The organism is Paracoccus sp. J55, from assembly GCF_000513975.1.
GTDB lineage: Bacteria > Pseudomonadota > Alphaproteobacteria > Rhodobacterales > Rhodobacteraceae > Paracoccus.
Window position 1 is genome coordinate 117,803 of record NZ_AZVA01000006.1, and the last position, 19,410, is coordinate 137,212.

Annotated in this window: 22 protein-coding genes and 2 tRNA genes; 17 read left to right on the forward strand and 7 right to left on the reverse strand. The window is 68.7% G+C overall.

The annotated features are described in order from the left end of the window. Nucleotides 1-31 precede the first annotated feature (31 nt). From PARJ55_RS0108030 to PARJ55_RS0108070, 9 genes are all read left to right on the forward strand, one after another. Nucleotides 32-1,135 carry an anhydro-N-acetylmuramic acid kinase gene (locus tag PARJ55_RS0108030; protein WP_028712565.1) on the forward strand — a complete coding sequence of 368 codons (1,104 nt, stop codon included), beginning with the start codon at nucleotides 32-34 and terminating at the stop codon, nucleotides 1,133-1,135. A gap of 157 nt (nucleotides 1,136-1,292) precedes the next feature. Beyond that, a complete protein-coding gene (locus PARJ55_RS21640) occupies nucleotides 1,293-2,114 on the forward strand; it encodes a PRC-barrel domain-containing protein (protein ID WP_036697126.1) in 822 nt (273 codons plus the stop codon). Nucleotides 2,115-2,255: 141 nt separating this feature from the next. Further along, nucleotides 2,256-2,332, forward strand: a tRNA-Asp gene (locus tag PARJ55_RS0108040). Nucleotides 2,333-2,362: 30 nt separating this feature from the next. Then, nucleotides 2,363-2,439 (forward strand) — tRNA-Asp (locus PARJ55_RS0108045). A 165-nt stretch (nucleotides 2,440-2,604) separates the two neighbouring features. Beyond that, nucleotides 2,605-3,075 carry an SspB family protein gene (locus PARJ55_RS0108050; RefSeq protein WP_028712566.1) on the forward strand — a complete coding sequence of 157 codons (471 nt, stop codon included), beginning with the start codon at nucleotides 2,605-2,607 and terminating at the stop codon, nucleotides 3,073-3,075. Between the two features lie 92 nt (nucleotides 3,076-3,167). Continuing rightward, the gene (fumC, locus tag PARJ55_RS0108055; RefSeq protein ID WP_028712567.1) at nucleotides 3,168-4,565 is read left to right on the forward strand and encodes a class II fumarate hydratase; all 1,398 of its coding nucleotides are present in this window, start codon (nucleotides 3,168-3,170) and stop codon (nucleotides 4,563-4,565) included. Between the two features lies 1 nt (nucleotide 4,566). Beyond that, nucleotides 4,567-4,770, forward strand: a complete 204-nt coding sequence (locus tag PARJ55_RS0108060) for a DUF4169 family protein (RefSeq protein ID WP_028712568.1) — start codon at nucleotides 4,567-4,569, stop codon at nucleotides 4,768-4,770. Beyond that, entirely contained in the window at nucleotides 4,757-5,017 is a 261-nt protein-coding gene (locus tag PARJ55_RS0108065; RefSeq protein WP_371255954.1) for a ribbon-helix-helix domain-containing protein, read from the forward strand. The genes PARJ55_RS0108060 and PARJ55_RS0108065 overlap by 14 nt, the downstream gene beginning before the upstream one ends. A gap of 64 nt (nucleotides 5,018-5,081) precedes the next feature. After that, complete coding sequence (locus PARJ55_RS0108070; RefSeq protein ID WP_028712570.1) at nucleotides 5,082-5,822, forward strand: YebC/PmpR family DNA-binding transcriptional regulator; 741 nt, start codon at nucleotides 5,082-5,084, stop codon at nucleotides 5,820-5,822. 39 nt (nucleotides 5,823-5,861) lie between these two features. Here PARJ55_RS0108070 and PARJ55_RS0108075 read toward each other — a convergent pair whose 3' ends face one another. Next, nucleotides 5,862-6,731 carry a LysR family transcriptional regulator ArgP gene (locus tag PARJ55_RS0108075; protein ID WP_028712571.1) on the reverse strand — a complete coding sequence of 290 codons (870 nt, stop codon included), beginning with the start codon at nucleotides 6,729-6,731 and terminating at the stop codon, nucleotides 5,862-5,864. An 82-nt stretch (nucleotides 6,732-6,813) separates the two neighbouring features. On the opposite strand from PARJ55_RS0108075, the gene PARJ55_RS0108080 reads away from it, so the two are divergent. Then, complete coding sequence (locus PARJ55_RS0108080; protein ID WP_028712572.1) at nucleotides 6,814-7,410, forward strand: LysE/ArgO family amino acid transporter; 597 nt, start codon at nucleotides 6,814-6,816, stop codon at nucleotides 7,408-7,410. Nucleotides 7,411-7,448: 38 nt separating this feature from the next. Then, a complete protein-coding gene (locus PARJ55_RS0108085; RefSeq protein ID WP_028712573.1) occupies nucleotides 7,449-8,360 on the forward strand; it encodes a DMT family transporter in 912 nt (303 codons plus the stop codon). Here the strand turns inward: PARJ55_RS0108085 and PARJ55_RS0108090 are convergent. The 4 genes from PARJ55_RS0108090 to choX form a co-directional block, all read right to left on the reverse strand. Beyond that, nucleotides 8,357-8,578, reverse strand: coding sequence for a hypothetical protein (locus PARJ55_RS0108090; protein ID WP_028712574.1), 222 nt, complete (start codon nucleotides 8,576-8,578; stop codon nucleotides 8,357-8,359). The two genes, PARJ55_RS0108085 and PARJ55_RS0108090, sit on opposite strands and share 4 nt — an antisense overlap. A 343-nt stretch (nucleotides 8,579-8,921) precedes the next feature. Beyond that, entirely contained in the window at nucleotides 8,922-9,980 is a 1,059-nt protein-coding gene (gene choV / locus PARJ55_RS0108095; RefSeq protein WP_028712575.1) for a choline ABC transporter ATP-binding protein, read from the reverse strand. Next, the gene (choW, locus tag PARJ55_RS0108100) at nucleotides 9,973-10,824 is read right to left on the reverse strand and encodes a choline ABC transporter permease subunit (RefSeq protein WP_028712576.1); all 852 of its coding nucleotides are present in this window, start codon (nucleotides 10,822-10,824) and stop codon (nucleotides 9,973-9,975) included. The genes choV and choW overlap by 8 nt, the downstream gene beginning before the upstream one ends. A 151-nt stretch (nucleotides 10,825-10,975) precedes the next feature. Further along, nucleotides 10,976-11,929 carry a choline ABC transporter substrate-binding protein gene (gene choX, locus PARJ55_RS0108105; protein WP_028712577.1) on the reverse strand — a complete coding sequence of 318 codons (954 nt, stop codon included), beginning with the start codon at nucleotides 11,927-11,929 and terminating at the stop codon, nucleotides 10,976-10,978. Between the two features lie 130 nt (nucleotides 11,930-12,059). Here choX and betI point away from each other — a divergent pair, with 130 nt between their 5' ends. The 3 genes from betI (at nucleotide 12,060) to betA (ending at nucleotide 15,805) form a co-directional block, all read left to right on the forward strand. Beyond that, on the forward strand, nucleotides 12,060-12,629 hold the full coding sequence (gene betI, locus PARJ55_RS0108110) for a transcriptional regulator BetI (RefSeq protein WP_028712578.1): 570 nt from the start codon (nucleotides 12,060-12,062) through the stop codon (nucleotides 12,627-12,629). Then, nucleotides 12,626-14,071 carry a betaine-aldehyde dehydrogenase gene (gene betB / locus PARJ55_RS0108115; RefSeq protein ID WP_028712579.1) on the forward strand — a complete coding sequence of 482 codons (1,446 nt, stop codon included), beginning with the start codon at nucleotides 12,626-12,628 and terminating at the stop codon, nucleotides 14,069-14,071. Before betI ends, betB begins: the two co-directional genes overlap by 4 nt. 81 nt (nucleotides 14,072-14,152) lie before the next feature. Further along, nucleotides 14,153-15,805 (forward strand): choline dehydrogenase, encoded by a 1,653-nt coding sequence (gene betA / locus PARJ55_RS0108120; protein WP_028712580.1) that lies wholly within the window; start codon nucleotides 14,153-14,155, stop codon nucleotides 15,803-15,805. 1 nt (nucleotide 15,806) lies between these two features. Here betA and PARJ55_RS0108125 read toward each other — a convergent pair whose 3' ends face one another. Next, nucleotides 15,807-16,334, reverse strand: coding sequence for a DUF177 domain-containing protein (locus tag PARJ55_RS0108125; RefSeq protein ID WP_028712581.1), 528 nt, complete (start codon nucleotides 16,332-16,334; stop codon nucleotides 15,807-15,809). Between the two features lie 114 nt (nucleotides 16,335-16,448). On the opposite strand from PARJ55_RS0108125, the gene PARJ55_RS0108130 reads away from it, so the two are divergent. After that, the gene (locus PARJ55_RS0108130) at nucleotides 16,449-16,904 is read left to right on the forward strand and encodes an outer membrane protein assembly factor BamE (RefSeq protein ID WP_051416190.1); all 456 of its coding nucleotides are present in this window, start codon (nucleotides 16,449-16,451) and stop codon (nucleotides 16,902-16,904) included. A gap of 23 nt (nucleotides 16,905-16,927) precedes the next feature. Here the strand turns inward: PARJ55_RS0108130 and msrB are convergent, their stop codons facing one another. Beyond that, entirely contained in the window at nucleotides 16,928-17,320 is a 393-nt protein-coding gene (msrB, locus tag PARJ55_RS0108135) for a peptide-methionine (R)-S-oxide reductase MsrB (RefSeq protein ID WP_028712583.1), read from the reverse strand. 98 nt (nucleotides 17,321-17,418) lie between these two features. Between msrB and PARJ55_RS0108140 the strand changes: the two genes are divergently transcribed. After that, nucleotides 17,419-18,174 (forward strand): GNAT family N-acetyltransferase, encoded by a 756-nt coding sequence (locus PARJ55_RS0108140; RefSeq protein ID WP_028712584.1) that lies wholly within the window; start codon nucleotides 17,419-17,421, stop codon nucleotides 18,172-18,174. Nucleotides 18,175-18,217: 43 nt separating this feature from the next. Next, nucleotides 18,218-19,348, forward strand: coding sequence for a tRNA guanosine(34) transglycosylase Tgt (gene tgt, locus PARJ55_RS0108145; RefSeq protein WP_028712585.1), 1,131 nt, complete (start codon nucleotides 18,218-18,220; stop codon nucleotides 19,346-19,348). Nucleotides 19,349-19,410: the final 62 nt, after the last annotated feature.

Consider the following 19,410-nt stretch of genomic DNA (forward strand, 5'->3'; position numbering starts at 1 on the left):
ATACCGGGGGAAAGGCCGAAGGGAAAGCAGGATGATCCGGGCGCTGGGGATGATGTCGGGGACCTCGCTGGACGGGGTGGACGCGGCGATGATCGAGACGGACGGGCGGCGTATCGCGGGCTTCGGCCGCAGCGCCTATCGCGCCTATTCCGGCAATGAATCGGGTCTGCTGCACGCGGCGCTGGGGCAATGGCCGGGCGGGCCCGACGTGGCCGAGGCGGCGGCGCTGTCCGTCGCCGCCCATGCCGCGCTGGCCGAAGGCTTCCCCGAGGCGGAGCTGGTCGGCTATCACGGCCAGACGCTGGCGCATGATCCCGGGGGACGGGGCACGCATCAGGCCGGCGACGGGGCCGCGCTGGCGCGGCGGCTGGGCCGGCCGGTGGTCTGGGATTTCCGCTCCGAGGATGTGCGGCAGGGCGGCGAGGGCGCGCCGCTTGCGCCCTTCTTCCATTGGGCCTGCGCGGAATGGGCGATGGGGCAGGGGCTTCTGCCCCGCGCCCCGGTCGCCTTCCTGAACCTGGGCGGCGTGGGCAACCTGACCCTCGTCGATCCCGCCGCCGGCGCGCCCGAGGCGCCGGGGGCCTGCATCGCTTTCGACACCGGCCCGGCCAATGCGCCCGTGAACGACCTGATGCGCGCCCGGCGCGGGCTGGCGCGGGACGAGGGCGGGCGGCTGGCCCTGCAGGGCCGCCCGGACGAGGCGGTCATCGCCCGCTTCCTGTGCCATCCGCATTTCGCCCGGCCGGTGCCGAAATCGCTGGACCGCGACGCCTTCCCGGCGCTGGCGGCCGAGGTGGCGGGCCTTTCCGATGCCGACGCGGCGGCGACGCTGACCCATGCGGCGGCGGCGGCGGTGGCGGCGGGGCTGGCGGCCCTGGACCGGGCGCCGGAGCTGGTCCTGGTCTGCGGCGGCGGCCGGCACAACGCGGCGATGATGGCGGCGCTGGCGGCGCGCCTGCCGGCCCGCGTCGCGCCGGTCGAGGCGGCGGGGCTGGACGGCGACATGCTCGAAGCGCAGGCCTTCGGCTGGCTGGCGGTGCGGGTGCTGCGCGGGTTGCCGACCTCGGGGCCCGGCACCACCGGCGCGCCGGGGCCGGTCTGCGGCGGCCGGATCAGCCATCCGGCGCGGCGCTGAAGCCGGGCCGGATTCGCGGCGGGATCACGGGCGGATTTCCGCCTTGTGATTGTTTCGGCACCATTTCATGGGAACGATGCCGCGAATGCGGGCGTTGGGCGGACATATGGCGGTCTAGCGCCATCCGTAACAACGACAACCGGAAAGGACATCGTCCATGAAACCTCTTGTCATCGCCGCCGCCACCTTGGCGCTTGCCAGTCCCGTCTTTGCCCAGACCGAGACCACCCCCCCTGCCGAGATGCCGGCCGAGCAGGTCGAGGACGCCGCGACCGCGGCGGAAAGCGCCGCCGATCAGGCCGAGCAGGCCGCCGATCAGGCCGAGCAGGCTGCCGATCAGGCTGCCGAGGAAACCGGCGACGCCGCTGCCCAGGCCGCCGATGATGCGGCCGAGGCCGCCGATGCGGCGAGCGACGCCGCCAATGATGCGACCGGGGCTGCCGCGGAAACCGGAATGGCCCCGGATGCACCCGCCGGCGATGCGGTGCCCGAGGCGGCCGAGGGCGCGGCCGAGGATGCCGCCGGCGCCGCCGAGGATGCCGCCGATGCCGCGAGCGACGCTGCCGATGCCGCCGCGGACGCGGCCGCCGAGGCGCCGGTCACGCCGCCGGACGTCAACCCGCCGGCCATCTCGGAAGCCGAGCCGGGCGTGCTGTCGAGCTGGCTGACCAGCCGCCGGATCTGGACCACCAACGAGCCCTCGACCACCGAATGGGTCGATCCCGCGGTCGAGGAGCGCCCGGCCGAATGGCAGGACATCGCCAAGGTGAACGACGTCGTGCTGGATGATTCGGGCCAGGTCGTCGGCTATGTCGCCGATATCGGCGGCTTCCTGGGCATCGGCGCCAAGAAGGTCCTGCTGGGCGTGGATGCCATCCATCTGGTGACCATCGGCAACGACACCTTCTTCGCCACCAACTACACCAAGGCCGAGCTGGAAGCCCTGCCGGATTTCGACGAGAAGACCGTGCGGAAATAAGCCTTGCGGCGGTTTGCCGGACGGAATGGGGGCGCCTTTCGGGGCGCCCCTGCATTTTTGCGCAAGAACGGCCTTGACGCCGCCCGGCCCCGTGCGTAAACCCCCTCGCACCCCGGACGGCGATCCGGGGAAGTGGTCTGCGCGGTTGTAGCTCAGTTGGTTAGAGTACCGGCCTGTCACGCCGGGGGTCGCGGGTTCGAGCCCCGTCAACCGCGCCACCACCACATTGCCTATCGCCGAAAAGATGCGCGGTTGTAGCTCAGTTGGTTAGAGTACCGGCCTGTCACGCCGGGGGTCGCGGGTTCGAGCCCCGTCAACCGCGCCATCTTTCCCCATGATCCCATGGCTTTGCAGCCGCGCTTCCGGCGCGGCTTTTTGGGTATTTGGGGAACGAAGAAACCGGCTGGCGGTCCTGCCTGGGAGCGGCGCAAGGGGCTTTTCAAGCGGCCTCATTTCCCTATGCTGGCCCCCAATCACGACGGAGGACGCCATGGCACGCGGAATAGATTACGGCGGAATGATGCACCGGGCCATGCAGCGGCTGATCGCGGATGTGCTGCAGGCGGTCGCGAAGGAGGGGCTGCCCGGCGAGCATCATTTCTTCATCACCTTCGACACCCGCGATTCGGATGTCGAGATGGCCGACTGGCTGCGCGAGCGTTATCCCGAGGAGATGACCATCGTCATCCAGCACTGGTTCGAGAATCTTTCGGTCACGCCGGATGGCTTCCACATCACGCTGAACTTCGGCAACTCGCCCGAGCCGCTTTATATTCCCTTCGACGCGCTGCGCACCTTCGTGGACCCTTCGGTCGAATTCGGCCTGCGATTCGAGAACCACGAAGAGGATGAGGACGAGGACGAAGTCGAGGAAGAGCAGGAGGCCGAGCCCGACGGTCCGGACGAGGACGGGCCGAAGGGCGGCGCCGAGGTGGTCAGCCTGGACAAATGGCGCAAGTAAGACGCTGTTAGCGCATGGCATACCACGGCATGCCGATTGCGAATCCCTGCCATCGGGCCTAGAACCCCCACAACACCGTGAGGGAGCATGCCATGACCAAGACCACCCGCACCGAGACCGACAGCTTCGGCCCGCTGGAGGTGCCTGCCGACAAGTATTGGGGCGCGCAGACCCAACGCTCGATCCAGAACTTCCCCATCGGCTGGGAGAAGCAGCCGGTGGCGATCATCCGCGCCCTGGGGGTGATCAAGCAGGCCGCGGCCGAGGTGAACATGGCCAGCGGCAAGCTGGACCCCGAGATCGGCAAGGCCATGGTGCAGGCGGCCTCGGAAGTGGTCGCCGGCAAGTTCGACGACAACTTCCCGCTTGTGGTCTGGCAGACCGGATCGGGCACGCAGTCGAACATGAACGCGAACGAGGTGATCTCGAACCGCGCCATCGAGATCCTGGGCGGCGAGATGGGCTCGAAGAAGCCCGTGCATCCGAACGACCATGTGAACATGGGCCAGTCCTCGAACGACACCTTCCCGACTGCGATGCATGTCGCCATCGCCATGCAGGCGCGCGACGTGCTGCTGCCGGGGCTGGAAAAGCTGCACAAGGCGCTGGTGGCGAAGTCCGAGGAATTCAAGGATATCATCAAGATCGGCCGCACCCATACCCAGGACGCCACGCCGCTGACGCTGGGCCAGGAATTCGGCGGCTATGCGCATCAGGTCGCCAAGGGCATCGAGCGGGTGAAGCTGGCGCTTGGCGACATCTACGAGCTGGCGCAGGGCGGCACCGCCGTCGGCACCGGGCTGAACACCAAGAAGGGCTGGGACACGGCCATCGCCGCCAAGATCGCCGAGATCACCGATCTGCCCTTCGTCACCGCGCCGAACAAGTTCGAGGCGCTGGCGGCGCATGACGCGATGGTGTTCTTTTCGGGCGCGCTGAAGACGGTGGCGGCAAGCCTGTTCAAGATCGCCAACGACATGCGGCTGCTGGGCTCGGGCCCGCGCTCGGGCCTGGGCGAGCTGATCCTGCCGGAAAACGAGCCGGGTTCGTCGATCATGCCGGGCAAGGTGAACCCGACACAGGCCGAGGCGCTGACCATGGTCTGCGCCCATGTCATGGGCAATGACGCCGCCATCGGCTTTGCCGGCTCGCAGGGCCATTTCGAGCTGAACGTCTACAACCCGATGATGTCTTACAACGTGCTGCAATCCATGCAGCTGCTGGGCGATGCGGCGGGGTCCTTCACCGACAACATGGTGGTCGGCACCGAGGCGAACATCCCGCGCATCGAGAAGCTGATGCAGGAATCGCTGATGCTGGTGACGGCGCTGGCGCCGACCATCGGCTATGACAACGCGACCAAGGTGGCCAAGACCGCGCATAAGAACGGCACCACGCTGCGCGAGGAGGCGATCGCGCTGGGCTTCGTCGATGGCGAGACCTTCGACCGCATCGTCCGCCCCGAGCAGATGATCGGTCCCGAGGACTGATGTGACCGGCCCCGGCAAGGTCATCAACCTGAGGGCGGCGCGCAAGAACGCCGCCCGCGACGCCGCCCGCCGGCAGGGCGAGGAGAATGCGGCCAGGTTCGGCCGCAGCAAGGCCCAGAGGCTGGCCGAGGAGGACGCGGTCGCGCGGGCCGCCCGGCATCTGGACCAGCACCGCCGCGAGGATCCCGGGCATGGCGATGATTGAGCTGATGCCCCTGGCGCTGCCGCCGATGTCCGCGCCGGTCAAACGCTCGGTCACCATCGGCGGGCACCGCACCTCGGTCAGCCTCGAGGATGCCTTCTGGCGCGAGCTGCGCGAACTGGCCCGCGCCGCTGGCCGCACCACCGCGACGCTGATCGCCGAGATCGACGCAGCCCGCCCGCCCGAGGTGGGGCTGGCCACGGCGCTGCGGCTCTATGTGCTGGCCGAGATCGTCCGGAATCGGGCGTAATGCTTGCGGCCCGGCCCCCGGCTGACTAAAAGCCGCTGCACATATCCAAATTCTGGGAAATACCATGGCAGGCCATTCCAAATGGGCCAATATCCAGCATCGCAAGGGCAAGCAGGACAAGCTGCGCTCGAAGCTGTTTTCGAAACTGGCCAAAGAAATCACCGTCGCCGCCAAGATGGGCGACCCCGACCCCGACAAGAACCCGCGCCTTCGCCTAGCGGTGAAGGAAGCCAAGTCGAACTCGATGCCGAAGGACGTGATCGACCGCGCCATCAAGAAGTCGCAGGGCGGCGATGCCGAGAATTACGACGAGATCCGCTATGAGGGCTACGGCCCGAACGGCATCGCCATCATCGTCGAGGCGATGACCGACAACCGCAACCGCACCGCGTCCAACGTGCGCAGCTATTTCACCAAATACGGCGGCGACCTGGGGCAGACCGGCTCGGTCAGCTTCATGTTCGACCGCAAGGGCGAGATCCTCTACAAGCCTGATGCCGGCGATGCCGACACGGTGATGCTGGCCGCCATCGAGGCCGGGGCCGAGGATGTCGAGAGCGACGAGGACGGGCACTGGATCTATACCTCGGACACCGACCTGGCCGAAGTCTCGAATGCGCTGGAGGCCAGCCTGGGCGAATCCGAGCATGCCAAGCTGATCTGGAAGCCGCAGGCGCCGACCGAGATCGACCTGGAGACGGCGCAGAAGCTGATGAAGCTGCTGGACGCGCTGGAGGAGGACGACGACGTGCAGAACGTCACCGGGAATTTCGACATTCCCGAGGATGTGGCGGCGCAGCTTTGAGCTTCCGCCTCCGGCGGGGGTATTTGGCAAACAGAGAAGTCAGGGTCGCAGTTCTGCTGCGGCCCTTTTTCTTATGGCGGCGGTCAGGGGGGCGAGGGCGGGGGCCATGGCGCGCTGCACGTGCCAATGCAGCGCCACGTCCAGCGGCAGGCCGGGGACCAGCGGGCGCAGCCGGCCCTGGCGCAGCGCCGGGGCGGCCATGCTTTCCGGGATCATGCCCCAGCCGAGGCCGAGCTCCACCGCGCGGGCGAAGGGTTCCGAGGCCGGGATCCGGTGGCCGGGCAGGTGCAGGCGCCGGCCGGTGGCCTGTTCGGCCCAGCGGGATTGCAGCGCGTCCTTGGCGTTGAAGATGATCGCCGGGGCTGCGCGCAGGGCGGGTTCGGTCACGCCGTGCGGGAAATGCCGGGCGAGGAAATCCGGTGTCGCCAGCGCCTGGTAGCGCATCGCGCCCAAGGGCAGCGCGTCGCAGCCCGGCACCGGGTCGGGGTCCGAACTGATCGCCGCCGAGACCTGGCCCTGCCGCAGCCAGTCGCGGGCATGGTCCTGGTCGTCCAGCACCAGGTCGTAGAGCACCGGCAGCGCCGCCATCACCGGCGGAAACCAGGTGGCGAGGCTGTCGGCATTCACCGCCAGCCGCAGCACCGCCGGGCCGGCGGATGGCTGCAGCCCGGCCGCGAGCGTGCTTTCCAGAAGCCGCACCTGGTCGAGATGCTGCATCAGCCGCAGCCCTGTCTGGGTGCCGGTGGCGGGCGGGCCGCGATGGATCAGCACCTGGCCCAGCCGCTCCTCGAGCCCCTTGATGCGCTGCGAGACCGCCGAGGGCGTGACGCCGAGCGCCGCGGCCGCCGCTTCGAAGCTGCCGCGACGGATGATCTCGGACAGGGCGCTGAGCGCGGCATAGTCGAGCATGAAGCCAGCCTTAATCTAGGTAATGATTTTGAATTTGCCTGAAGGCGGTCGTGTCGGCAAGACGGGACGAAAGGAGAGCTGCATGCATGCCTATCTTGCCGGTCTGGGCACCGCCCTGTCGCTGATCGTCGCCATCGGGGCGCAGAACGCCTTCGTGCTGAAGCAGGGGCTGATGCGCCGTCATGTGCTGGCGACCTGCGCTTTTTGCGCGCTGTCGGATGCGGTGCTGATCACCGCGGGGGTGCTGGGCGCCGGGGCGTTGGCCGCCCGCGCGCCGTGGTTCCTGGAGGCGATGCGCTGGGGCGGGGCGGCGTTCCTGCTGGCCTATGGCGCGCGGGCCTTTCGCGCCGCATGGCGGGGCGGCGAGAGCCTGCGGGCCGGGCAGGGGGCCGCCGGCCTGGCCGCCACGCTGGGGGTGCTGGCGGCGCTGACCTGGCTCAACCCGCATGTCTGGCTGGATACGGTGGTGCTGATCGGCTCGATCTCGGCGGGATGGGAGGACAAATCGGGCTTCGTCGCCGGGGCGGTGTCCGCCTCGGTGATCTTCTTCTTTTCGCTGGGCTATGGCGCGCGCTGGCTGTCGCCCCTGTTCGCGCGGCCGCTGGCCTGGCGGGTGCTGGACGGGCTGGTCGGGCTGGTGATGTGGTCGATCGCGCTGGGACTGGTGCTGAACGGCTGACCCTTGCGCCCGGCCGGGCGACAGGGCATGGCGGCAGGATGACGCAGGGCCCAGCCAAGACACGCAGCGACCTGAGCGGCATCTTCTGGATGCTGGCGGCCGGACTGTGCTTCGTGGGCGTCAATGGCACCGTGCGCTGGCTGGGCGAGGCGTTGCCCGCGGCCGAGGGGGCCTTCATCCGTTTCGCCTTCGGCCTGCTGCTGCTGGTCCCGGCCCTGGGGCCGGCGCTGCGGCGCGGCTTCACCCCGCGCATCTGGGCGCTGTTCGCGCTGCGCGGCGGGCTGCATGTGCTGGCGGTGATCCTGTGGTTCTATGCCATGGCGCGCATCACCGTGGCCGAGGTCACCGCCATCGGCTTTCTCAACCCCATCGTGGTGACGGTCGGCGCGGCGCTGCTGATGGGCGAGCGCGTGTCCTGGCGGCGGGCGCTGGCCATCGCCGTGGCGCTGGCGGGGGCGATGATCGTGCTGCGGCCCGGCATCCGGGCGCTGGAGCCCGGCCACCTGGCGCAGCTCGGCGCCTCGGTCACCTTCGGCCTGTCCTACCTGGTCGCCAAGCGGCTGTCCGAGCATGTGCCGGCCTCGGTCGTGGTGGCGATGATGTCGCTGACGGTCTGCATCGGTCTGGCGCCCATCGCGGCGCTGCATTGGGTGCCGCCCAGCCTGCTGCAATGCGCGGTGCTGGCCTGCACCGCGCTGTTCGCCACGGCCGGGCATTACGCCATGACCCGCGCCTTCGTCTCGGCGCCGCTGACGGTGACGCAGCCGGTGACGCTGCTGCAGCTGATCTGGGCCAGCCTGCTGGGCGCGCTGGTCTTTGCCGAGCCGGTCGACCTGTGGGTGCTGGTCGGTGGCGCTCTCATGATCGGCGCGATCAGCTATATCACCTGGCGCGAGGCGCGGCTGCGGCGGGGCCTGGTCACCCCGCCGCCCGGCGCGACCCGCGACTAGCGCAGGTCCCAGTAGTTCCGGCCGCGCCGCTCGGGCTCGATCCCGATGTCGCGCAGCAGGTGGTCGGGAAGCGTGTGGACCGGCGGCGGCCGCCTGCCGCCCCGCCGCAGGGCGGCGCGCAGCAGCGCCAGGCTGACGCGCAGCAGCCCGTGGGTCTCGATCAGTTCGTCCAGGGGCGCGCGGAGCTCCCGCGCGGCACGGATGGTTGCAAGGGTCATCCTGTCCAGCCGCCCGTTCTGCACGGTGCGGCCCTCATGTTGCGATGGTCGAAAAGGCGACGGACAGCGCCCCTGCGACATCGCGGGGCGTCGGCCGGCGGCGAAGATGGGGAAGCTCAGTCCCGGAGAGGGATGCCCTGAACGGGTTCCGTCAACGCCGGTCCTGGCGTCGGTTCACCCCGCGAAAGGCGGCGGCCGAAGCGGCGGGAATGGTGGTCATGCCGGTGCCCTTTCTGTCGAGGTTGCGGAACAGGGCCCTTGATAGGCACATCGCGCGATTCGAGGCAACCCGCCCCGCGGAGATTGCGGGGCGGGCCATGGTCTTGCTGCAACAGGGGATGGTTCAGTGTTCGACCGCGCCGCCGCCCTGGCCGCGCCGCGAGACCAGCCGGGACATGATGCCCTGCCGCGTCACCTTTCCGCCGCCCTGCAGGGCCAGCGCATCGGCGCCGGTTTCGGTCATCATCTGGATGACCTCGCGCACCGGGGTCTCGCGGTCGATGGGCTCGCCCGCCAGATCGCCGGGTTCGGCCATGTCCTCGGCGGTCAGCACCGCCAGCGGGTTCATGTGGGCGACGAAATCCTCGACATAGGCATTGACCGGATTGGCGATGATCTCGCGCGCGGTGCCGACCTGCACGATGCGGCCGCCCTCCATCAGCGCGATGCGGTTGCCGATGCGGAACGCCTCGTCGAGGTCGTGGCTGACGAAGACGATGGTGCGGCGGAACCGCTCCTGCAGCTCCAGTAGCTCGTCCTGCAGCCGGTTGCGGATCAGCGGGTCGAGCGCCGAGAAGGGCTCGTCCATCAGCAGGATCGGCGCCTCGGTGGCGAAGGCGCGGGCCAGGCCCACGCGCTGCTGCATGCCGCCCGAGAGATCGCCCACCTTGCGCTCGGCCCATTCGGTTAGGCCGACGGTGGCCAGCTGCGCATCGACGCGCTTGCGCCGTTCGGCGGCGGGGATGCCGGCGAGTTCCAGCCCGAGGCCCACGTTTTCGCGCACTGAACGCCAGGGCAGCAGGCCGAATTGCTGGAAGACCATGGCGATGCGCTCGCGCCGCAGCCGGCGCAGCTCGGCGCCCGAGGCCTTGGTGACCGAGGCCATGCGGTCGCCGTCCCAGATCCGCACCTCGCCGCGGCAGACCGCGTTAAGCCCGTTCACCGCCCGCAGCAGCGTGGACTTGCCCGAGCCGGAGAGCCCCATCAGCACCAGGATCTCGCCCTCGCGCACGGCCAGCGAGCAATTGTGCACGCCCAGCACCTGGCCGGTCTCGGCCTTGATCGGGCCGCGTTCCAGCCCTTGGTCCATCAGCGGCAGCGCGGCCTGGGGCGCGTCGCCGAAGACGATGTTCACGTTGTCGAATTCGACCGCGTTGCGCGCGGCGTCCATGCGCTCAGTCATCGTGCCCCCTTACCCGCAGCATCCGGTCCAGCATGATCGCGACCACCACGATGATGAAGCCGCTTTCGAATCCCAGCGACGTGTTCACGCTGTTCAGTGCCCGCACCACCGGCACCCCCAGGCCCGAGGCGCCGACCAGCGCCGCGATCACCACCATCGACAGCGACAGCATGATGGTCTGGTTCAGCCCCGCCATGATCTGCGAGGTGGCCGAGGGCAGCTCGACCTTCCACAGCAGCTGGCGCGGGGTGGCGCCGAAGGCGATGGCGGCCTCGACCAGCGCCTTGGGGGTCGAGCTGATGCCCAGATGCGTCAGCCGGATCGGGGCCGGCAGCACGAAGATCACCGTCGCGATCAGCCCCGGCACCATGCCGATGCCGAAAAAGACGATGGCCGGGATCAGGTAGACGAAGGTCGGCAGCGTCTGCATCAGGTCCAGCACCGGGCGCATCCAGGCATAGAGCCGGGGCCGGTGCGCGGCGGCGATGCCGATGGGCACGCCGATCGCCATGCAGACCACGCAGGCCGACAGCACCAGCGTCAGCGATTGCATGGTCTCGTCCCAATAGCCCTGGTTGAGGATGAACAGGAAGCCCAGCCCCACCAGCAGGCAGGTCTTCCAGTTGCGCTGCAGGGCCCAGGTCAGCGCCACGGCCAGCAGGGTGAAGATCAGCGGATGCGGGAATTCCAGCATTCTCAGGATGCCGTTGATCAGCCCGTCGAGCAGCTTCGAGATGGCGTTGAAGATGAATGCGGCATTGGCGTTCAGCCAGTCGAAGATCGCCTTGGCGGTCCTGCCCACCGGGATCTTCGTATCGGTCAGAAGTGCAGTCAGTTGGTCCATGCGTCCCTTTCTTTCTGCCGTGCGGGATGATCGGGGCTCGGGGGGCGGCATGCGCCGGGGTGACGCGGTGCCGGGACCCCGGGCGGCTGGTCCCGGTCAGGGTGGATGGAACCGTCCCATGAACAGGACGGCGCGGGCAAGGGCCGGCCCCTTACCGGGACAGGAGCTTGTCCAGGGCCGCGGCGGCATCGCCGCCATCCGCCGCGGTCACGCCGGCCAGCCAGGGCTTCGCCGCGTCCGGGTTGGCCTTCAGCCATTTCAGCGCCGCGTCGGCCGGGGCCTCGCCGTCGTTCAGGATAAGACCCATGACCTCGTTCTCCATGGGCAGGCTGAATTCCAGGTTCTGCAGGAACTTGCCGACATTCGGGCATTCCTCGACATAGCCGGTGCGGGTGTTGGTATCGACCCGCGCGCCGCCGAAATCCGGGCCGAAGACATCGTCCCCGCCGGCCAGATAGGTCATCTCGAACTGCGCGTTCATCGGATGCGGTTCCCAGCCGAGGAAGACCACCGGCTTGCCCGAGGCGTCGGCGCGGGAAACCTGTGCCAGCATGCCCTGTTCGCTGCTTTCGACGACCTCGAAGGTGCCGAGGTCGAACTTGTTCTCGGCCACCATTTCCAGCAGCAGGCGGTTGCCGTCATTGCCGGGCTCGATGGCGTAGATCTTGCCCTCCAGCGCGTCCTTCTGCGCGGCGATCTTGCCGAAGTCGTCGATGCCGAGCTCGGCCCCGGCCTTGTTGGTCGCCAGAGTGTATTTCGCGCCGGTCAGGTTGGTGCGCACGATCTCGACCGTGCCGGCCTCGCGATAGGGGGCGATATCGGCCTCCATCGTCGGCATCCAGTTGCCCAGGAACACGTCCACATCGTCCTTGGCCATCGCGGTATAGGTCACCGGCACCGACAGGATCTTGATTTCGGTCTGGTAGCCCAGCCCCTGCAGCACGGTCGTGGCCAGCGCCGTGGTGGCGGTGATATCGGTCCAGCCGACATCCGAGAAGACGACCTTGCGGCACGCCATCGGCTCTTCTGCCGCAGCAATGCCGGTCGTGGCGAGCGATGCGACCAACCCGGCGGCAAGAGCTGCGGCGGTGCGGCGAAATGTCATCTTTATCTCCCTGGTTTGTTGACTGGTGAGTCAATTAAGGCTTTTATTGATTGACGAGTCAATCAAAGATCTGCCAGATGCGGGTCTCTTGCGCGAATTTTCGAACGAAACGGCAAAACGGTGTCCTGTCATGCCCAAGCTTGGTGCTGAACCTATCCGAAAGGCGGCGCTGATCAACGCCGCAATCGCCACCGTGGGGCGCGCGGGCTCTCTGGACGTGACCGTGGCGCAGATCGCGCGCGAGGCGGGCATGTCCTCGGCGCTGGCGCATCACTATTTCGGCTCGAAGGAGCGGATCTTCCTGGCGGCGATGCGGCATATCCTCGCGCAATACGGTGCCTCGACCCGGGCGGCGCTGAAGGGGGCGGTGACCCCGCGCCAGCGGCTGGACGCCATCGTCGCCGCGAGTTTCGACGGCGCCAATTTCGAGCGCGACACCATCGCCGCCTGGCTGAACTTCTATGCGCTGGCGCTGGTCGAGCCCGAGGCGGCGCGGCTTCTGCGCGTCTATCACCGGCGGCTCAGCTCGAACCTGCTGGTGGCGCTGCGGCCGCTGGCCGGCGCGGGGGCCGAACGCATCGCCCGCACGCTGGGGGCGCTGATCGACGGGCTTTACCTGCGCGCGGCACTGTCCAACGAGGCCGATGCCGCCGCCGCCGAACGCATGACGCTGGATTATCTGGAGAAGGTGTTGCCATGAGCCATGACGCGCAACCGGCCGCAAGCCTTTATATCGACGGCGCCTTCGTCGAGGGCGAGGGCGAGGCCTTGCCGGTGCATTACCCCTATACCGGCGAGGTCATCGCGCATCTGCGCGAGGCGGCCCGCGACCAGGTGACCCGCGCCACCGCCGCGGCCGCCGCCGCCCAGCCGGCCTGGGCGGCGCTGCGCCCGGTCGAGCGCGGCCGGGTGCTGATCCGGGCGGCGCAGATCATCCGCGAGCGGGCCGAGGAACTGGCGCGGCTCGAAACCCTGGACACCGGCAAACCGATCCAGGAGACGCGGGTGGCCGACTGGCCATCGGGCGCCGATGCGCTGGAATATTTCGGCGGGCTGGCGCCGACGGTGACCGGGCAGGCGATCCCGCTGGGCGGGGATTTCGTCTATACGATCCGCGAGGCGCTGGGGGTCTGCGCCGGCATCGGCGCCTGGAACTATCCCAGCCAGATCGCCTGCTGGAAGGCGGCGCCGGCCCTGGCCATGGGCAATGCCATGGTCTTCAAGCCCAGCGAGGAAACGCCGCTGGGCGCCCTGAAACTGGCCGAGATCCTGACCGAGGCCGGGCTGCCGGCCGGCATCTTCAACGTCGTGCAGGGACGCGGCGCGGTCGGGGCGGCGCTGGTCACGGACCCGCGCGTCGCCAAGGTTTCGCTGACCGGCTCGGTCGCGACCGGGCAGAAGGTCTATGCCGCGGCGGCCGAGGGCATGCGCCATGTCACCATGGAACTGGGCGGCAAGTCGCCGCTGATCGTCTTCGACGACGCCAGCCTCGAGGATGCGGTCGGCGCGGCGATGCTGGCGAATTTCTATTCCTCGGGGCAGATCTGCTCGAACGGCACCCGGGTCTTCGTGCAGGAAGGCATCCTGCCCGCCTTCCTGGACCGGCTGGCCGAGCGGGTGGCGAAGGTCCGGATCGGCGATCCGCTGGACGGGGAAACCCAGCACGGCCCCATCGTCAGCCCGGCCCAGGCGGCGAAGATCCGCGCCGCCATCGCCCGCGGCCGCGAGGAGGGCGCGCGGCTGGTCTGCGGCGGCCCGGGCGAGGGCGCCTTTGTCCCGCCCACCGTCTTTGCCGATGCTTCGGACGAGATGTGGATCGTGCGCGAGGAGATCTTCGGCCCGGTCATGTCGGTGCTGGGCTTCGCGACCGAGGAGGAGGTGGTCGCCCGCGCCAACGCCTCGCCCTATGGGCTGGCGGCGGGGGTGTTCACCCGCGACCTGGCGCGCGGCCACCGGATGGCGGCGGCGCTGCAGGCCGGAACCACCTGGATCAACGCCTATAACCTGACCCCGGTCGAGGCGCCCTTCGGCGGCGTCAAGCTGTCGGGGATCGGCCGCGAGAACTCGGCCGCGGCCATCGAGCATTATTCGCAGCTGAAATCGGTCTATGTCGGCATGGGAGGCGTCGATGCGCCCTATTGATCGGCGCCGCGCCTGTGGCGCGGTGGGCATGGGTATTTGGAAAACAGAGAAAGCCCGCAGGGCGGTGCAGGAGGTCAGGGCATGATCCCGGATTACGTCATCGTCGGCGCCGGCTCGGCCGGCTGCGCGCTGGCCTATCGGCTGGTGATGGCCGGCAAGCGGGTGGACATCATCGAATATGGCGGCAGCGATGTCGGGCCCTTCATCCAGATGCCGGCGGCGCTGTCCTATCCGATGAACATGCGCCGCTATGACTGGGGGTTTTCGTCCGAGCCCGAGCCGCATCTGGGCGGGCGCCGGCTGGTGACGCCGCGCGGCAAGGTGGTCGGGGGCTCGTCCTCGATCAACGGCATGGTCTTCGTGCGCGGCCATGCCCGGGATTTCGACTTCTGGGCCGAGAGCGGCGCCGACGGCTGGGCCTATGCCGATGTGCTGCCCTATTTCAAGCGCATGGAAAGCTCGCATGGCGCGGTCAGCGACTATCGCGGCACCGAGGGGCCGCTGCATGTGACCCGCGGCTCGCGCAAGAACCCGCTGTTCAACGCCTTCATCCGCGCCGGGCGCGAGGCCGGCTATCCGACGACCGAGGATTACAACGGCGCCCGGCAGGAGGGTTTCGGCGCCATGGAGGCGACGATCTGGGAAGGCCGGCGCTGGTCGGCCGCCAATGCCTATCTGCGCCCGGCGCAGGCCACCGGCCGCTTGCGGCTGCGGCGCGGGCTGGCGCAGCGCGTGGTCTTCGAGGATGGCCGCGCGGTCGGCGTCGAGGTCAGGAATACCCGCGGTGTCAACGTGTTCCGGGCGAAACATGAGGTGATCCTTTCGGCCAGCTCGATCAACACGCCGAAGCTGCTGATGCTGTCGGGGATCGGGCCGGCGGACCACCTGCGCGAACATGGCATCGAGGTTCGGGCGGACCGGCCCGGGGTGGGGGCGAACCTGCAGGATCACCTGGAGGTCTACATGCAATATACCGCGACCAAGCCCATCACGCTTTACAAGCACTGGAACCTGTGGGGGAAAGGCTCGATCGGGGCGCAATGGCTGGCGACGGGGACGGGGCTGGGCGCCTCGAACCAGTTCGAGAGCTGCGGCTTCATCCGTTCGGCCGCCGGGGTGGAATATCCGGACATCCAGTATCACTTCCTGCCGCTTGCCGTGCGCTATGACGGCAGGGCGGCGGCCGAGGGGCATGGCTTCCAGGTCCATGTCGGGCCGATGCGGTCCAAGTCGCGCGGCACGGTGCGGCTGAAATCGGCCGATCCGAAACAGGCGCCCGAGATCCGCTTCAACTACATGTCGCATCCCGACGACTGGGCCGAGTTCCGCGCCTGCGTGCGGCTGACCCGCGAGATCTTCGAGCAGCCGGCGTTTGCGGAATACAAGGGCTACGAGATCCAGCCCGGCGAGGATGTGGTGAGCGACGATCAGATCGACGCCTTCATCCGCGAGCATGCCGAGTCGGCCTTTCACCCCTGCGGCACGGCGCGCATGGGCCGGCGGGACGACGACATGGCGGTGGTCGATCCCGAGCTGCGGGTGATCGGGGTCGAGGGGCTGCGCGTCGCCGACAGCTCGATCTTTCCGCGCATCACCAATGGCAACCTGAACGCGCCCTCGATCATGACCGGCGAGAAGGCCGCCGATCATATCCTGGGCCAGGGGATGCTGGCGCCGCTGAACCTGGGACCCGAGATTTCGCCGAACTGGCAGATAACCCAGCGTTCCGCCTAGGTTACGATTCGTTCTTCGGGTGTTTCAACAAGTCCGCGAGCCCGGCGAAGGGCTTGCGGGTCTCGGCCGCGGGCCCGGGTTCGGGCGCGTCCAGCGCGGCCCCTTCGGCGCGCGGATAGAGCGGCAGCGCCAGCGCCAGGGCCTCGACCATGATCGCTTCGATATCGATGAACTGCCCCAGCGGCTCGAGCTCGTCATCGGGCATCTCGACCTCGTCGCCCTCGGGGGCGGCGGCATGGGGCGAGAACAGGCGATGCACCTCCTCCTGCAGGCTGGTGGCGACCGGGGCCAGCGTCACCACGCAGGGCTGCACGACGCGGGCGGCAAGCGTGCCCGTCACCTCCCAGGCGTCGCTGGAGACGGCGCGGATGCTGCCGGAAAAGCGCAGCCGGGGCAGGGCGTTCAGTCCCAGCTCGGCCGCCAGCGCCGCGCGCGCCGCGGCATCGGGGGCCAGCGCGAAACCGGTCGGCTGGCGCGGGTTCAGGTGGGCCACCCGGAACCGGGTCTGCGGGGCTTTGGAATCGGTCATCGGTGGCCTTTCGCGGGCGGACTTGCCCTGGGTCTGGATATTCTTGAGCGCGGGGCATGAGTTTGCTAAGCCGGTCGCGCGGCGTCAACAGGCGCGTAAGGGGACAGAGAGAAGATGAAGATTTCCCGGCGGCAGCTCATGGGTTTCGCATTGGCCGCGCCTCTTGGCCTTTCCGCCTGCCAGGCCACCTATCGCAACCATGGCTATGTTCCGCCCCAGGAGCAGCTGGCCCAGGTCGTGGTCGGCCAGACCTCGCAATCCCAGCTAGAGGGGCTGATCGGCCGGCCCTCGGCCCAGGGGCTGCTGACCGGCTCGGCCTGGTATTACGTCGGCTCGCGCTGGGAGTTCTACGGGCCCCGGCAGCCGCGCGAGATCGACCGCCAGGTGGTGGCCGTCAGCTTTGCCGAGAACGGCGTGGTCAGCAATGTCGAGCATTTCGGGCTGGAGCGCGGCCGAGTCGTGGTGCTGTCGCGGCGCGTGACCGATACCGGGGTCGCCAGCCTCGGCCTGGTCCGCCAGCTGCTGGGCAATGTCGGCCGCGTCCAGGCCAGCGACCTGTTGCGCGACTGACCGGCGCGGGAGGGCGCGGGCGCTCAGCCCGGCTCGGGCACGAAGCGCAGCGCCACGCCGTTGATGCAATAGCGCAGCCCGGTCGGCGGGGGCCCGTCGGGAAAGACATGGCCCAGATGCGCATCGCAGCGGTGGCAGCGCACCTCGGTGCGGATCATGCCGTGGCTGGTGTCGCGATGCTCGTCGATCCTGCCCCCGGGCCGGGAAAAGCTGGGCCAGCCACAATGGCTTTCGAACTTGGCGTCGCCGTCGAACAGCCGCGCCCCGCAGCAGACGCATTCGTAATGGCCCGGCCCCTGCGGGAAGCCCGGATGCGAGAACGGCCGCTCGGTTCCCGCCTGCCGGGTGACGCGATAGGTTTCCGGGTCCAGCTGCGCCCGCCATTCCGCTTCCGTCTTGATGATCCGTTCCGACATCTTGGCCCTTCAATCCTGCTATGCTGCTGTTACAAGATAAGCGCAGGATGGGCGGTAACAAGTCGGATCGGGGCCAGTTCACGGACGGGCAGGGCGCCATGATGTCACTCAGCAAGGGCCGCTACGAGATCGGTTTCGCCGAGAGCGCAGGGCAGATCCGCGAGGCGCAGCGGCTGCGCTGGCTGTGCTTTCGCGGCCGGGGCCGGGATGCCGAGGCAGCGGAGGCGCTGGATGCCGACGATTACGACGATCGCTGCGCCCATGTGCTGATTCGCGACGGTGCCTCGGGCCGGCTGGTCGCCTGCTTCCGCATGCTGACCCTGTCCGGCGGGGCCGAGATCGGCGACAGCTATTCGGCGCGCTATTACAACCTGTCCCGTTTGCGCGATTTCCGCGGCCGCATGGTCGAGATCGGCCGATTCTGCATCCATCCCGAATGGCAGGACCCGGACATATTGCGCCTCGCCTGGGGGGCGCTGGCGCGGCATGTGGACGAGGAGGACGTCGAGATGCTGTTCGGCTGTTCCAGCTTCATGGGCACCGACACCCATGGCTACGAGGACGCCTTTGCCATGCTGCGCGAGCGGCATCTGGCGCCGAAGCGCTGGCTGCCGCGGGTGAAGGCGCCGCAAGTCTTTCGCTTTGCCCGGGCGCTGCGGCTGCGCAAGGCCGACCCGCGCCGCGCCATGGCGGCGATGCCGCCGCTTCTGCGCTCATACCTCGCCATGGGGGGCTGGGTCAGCGACCATGCGGTGGTGGACCGGCAGCTGGACACGCTGCATGTCTTCACCGGGCTGGAGATCCGCGCCATTCCCCCCGGACGCGCGAAACTCTTGCGCGCGGCGGGGATGTAGGCCGGCTTTGCATCCGGCTGCGAAACCGCCTATCTGCGCGGGCATGAGCGACAGATTCCATTTCTCCGTTTCGGCCACCGACGGCCGCGCCCGCAGCGGTGTGATCCACACGCCGCGCGGCGAGATCCGCACCCCCGCCTTCATGCCGGTCGGCACCGCCGCCACCGTCAAGGCCATGCTGCCCGAATCGGTGCGCGCCACCGGCGCCGACATCCTGCTGGGCAACACCTATCACCTGATGCTGCGCCCCGGCGCCGAACGCATCGCCCGGCTGGGCGGGTTGCACCGGTTCATGAACTGGCCGCGCCCGATCCTGACCGATTCGGGCGGCTTTCAGGTCATGTCGCTGTCCAGCCTGTGCAAGCTGACCGAAGAGGGCGTGACCTTTTCCAGCCATGTCGACGGCTCCAAGCATTTCCTGTCGCCCGAGACCAGCATGGAGATCCAGCGCCTGCTGGGCTCGGACATCGTCATGGCCTTCGACGAATGCCCGGCCCTGCCCGCCTCCGAGGAGGTGGTGGCGAAATCCATGCGCATGTCGATGCGTTGGGCGCAGCGCAGCCGCGACGCCTTCGGCGACCGGCCGGGCCACGCGCTTTTCGGCATCATGCAGGGCGGCGTCACCCGCGAGCTGCGCGAGGAATCGGCCGAGGCTCTGAAATCCATCGGCTTCGAGGGCTACGCCATCGGCGGCCTTGCCGTGGGCGAGGGGCAGGAGGCGATGTTCGGCGTGCTGGACTATGCCCCCGGCTTCCTGCCCGAGGACAAGCCGCGCTACCTGATGGGCGTCGGCAAGCCCGACGACATCGTCGGCGCGGTGCTGCGCGGCGTGGACATGATGGATTGCGTGCTGCCCTCGCGCTCTGGCCGCACCGGGCAGGCCTGGACCCGGCGCGGCCAGGTCAATGTCAAGAACGCGCGCCATGCCGACGACCCGCGCCCGCTGGATGAAAACTGCAGCTGCCCGGCTTGCACCGGCTATTCCCGCGCCTATCTGCACCATGTCTTCCGCGCCGGCGAGATGATCTCGGGCATGCTGCTGACCTGGCACAACCTGCATTACTTCCAAGAGCTGATGGCCGGGCTGCGCGAGGCCATCGCCCGCGGCACCCTGGCCGCATTCGTGACCGAATTCGAGGCAATGCGGGCACAGGGTGACATAGAACCTTTGTGAAACGCCGGGTAATGCCTTGAATTTCTGCGAACCTTCGATATTGCCGGAGGGAATCGCCCGGC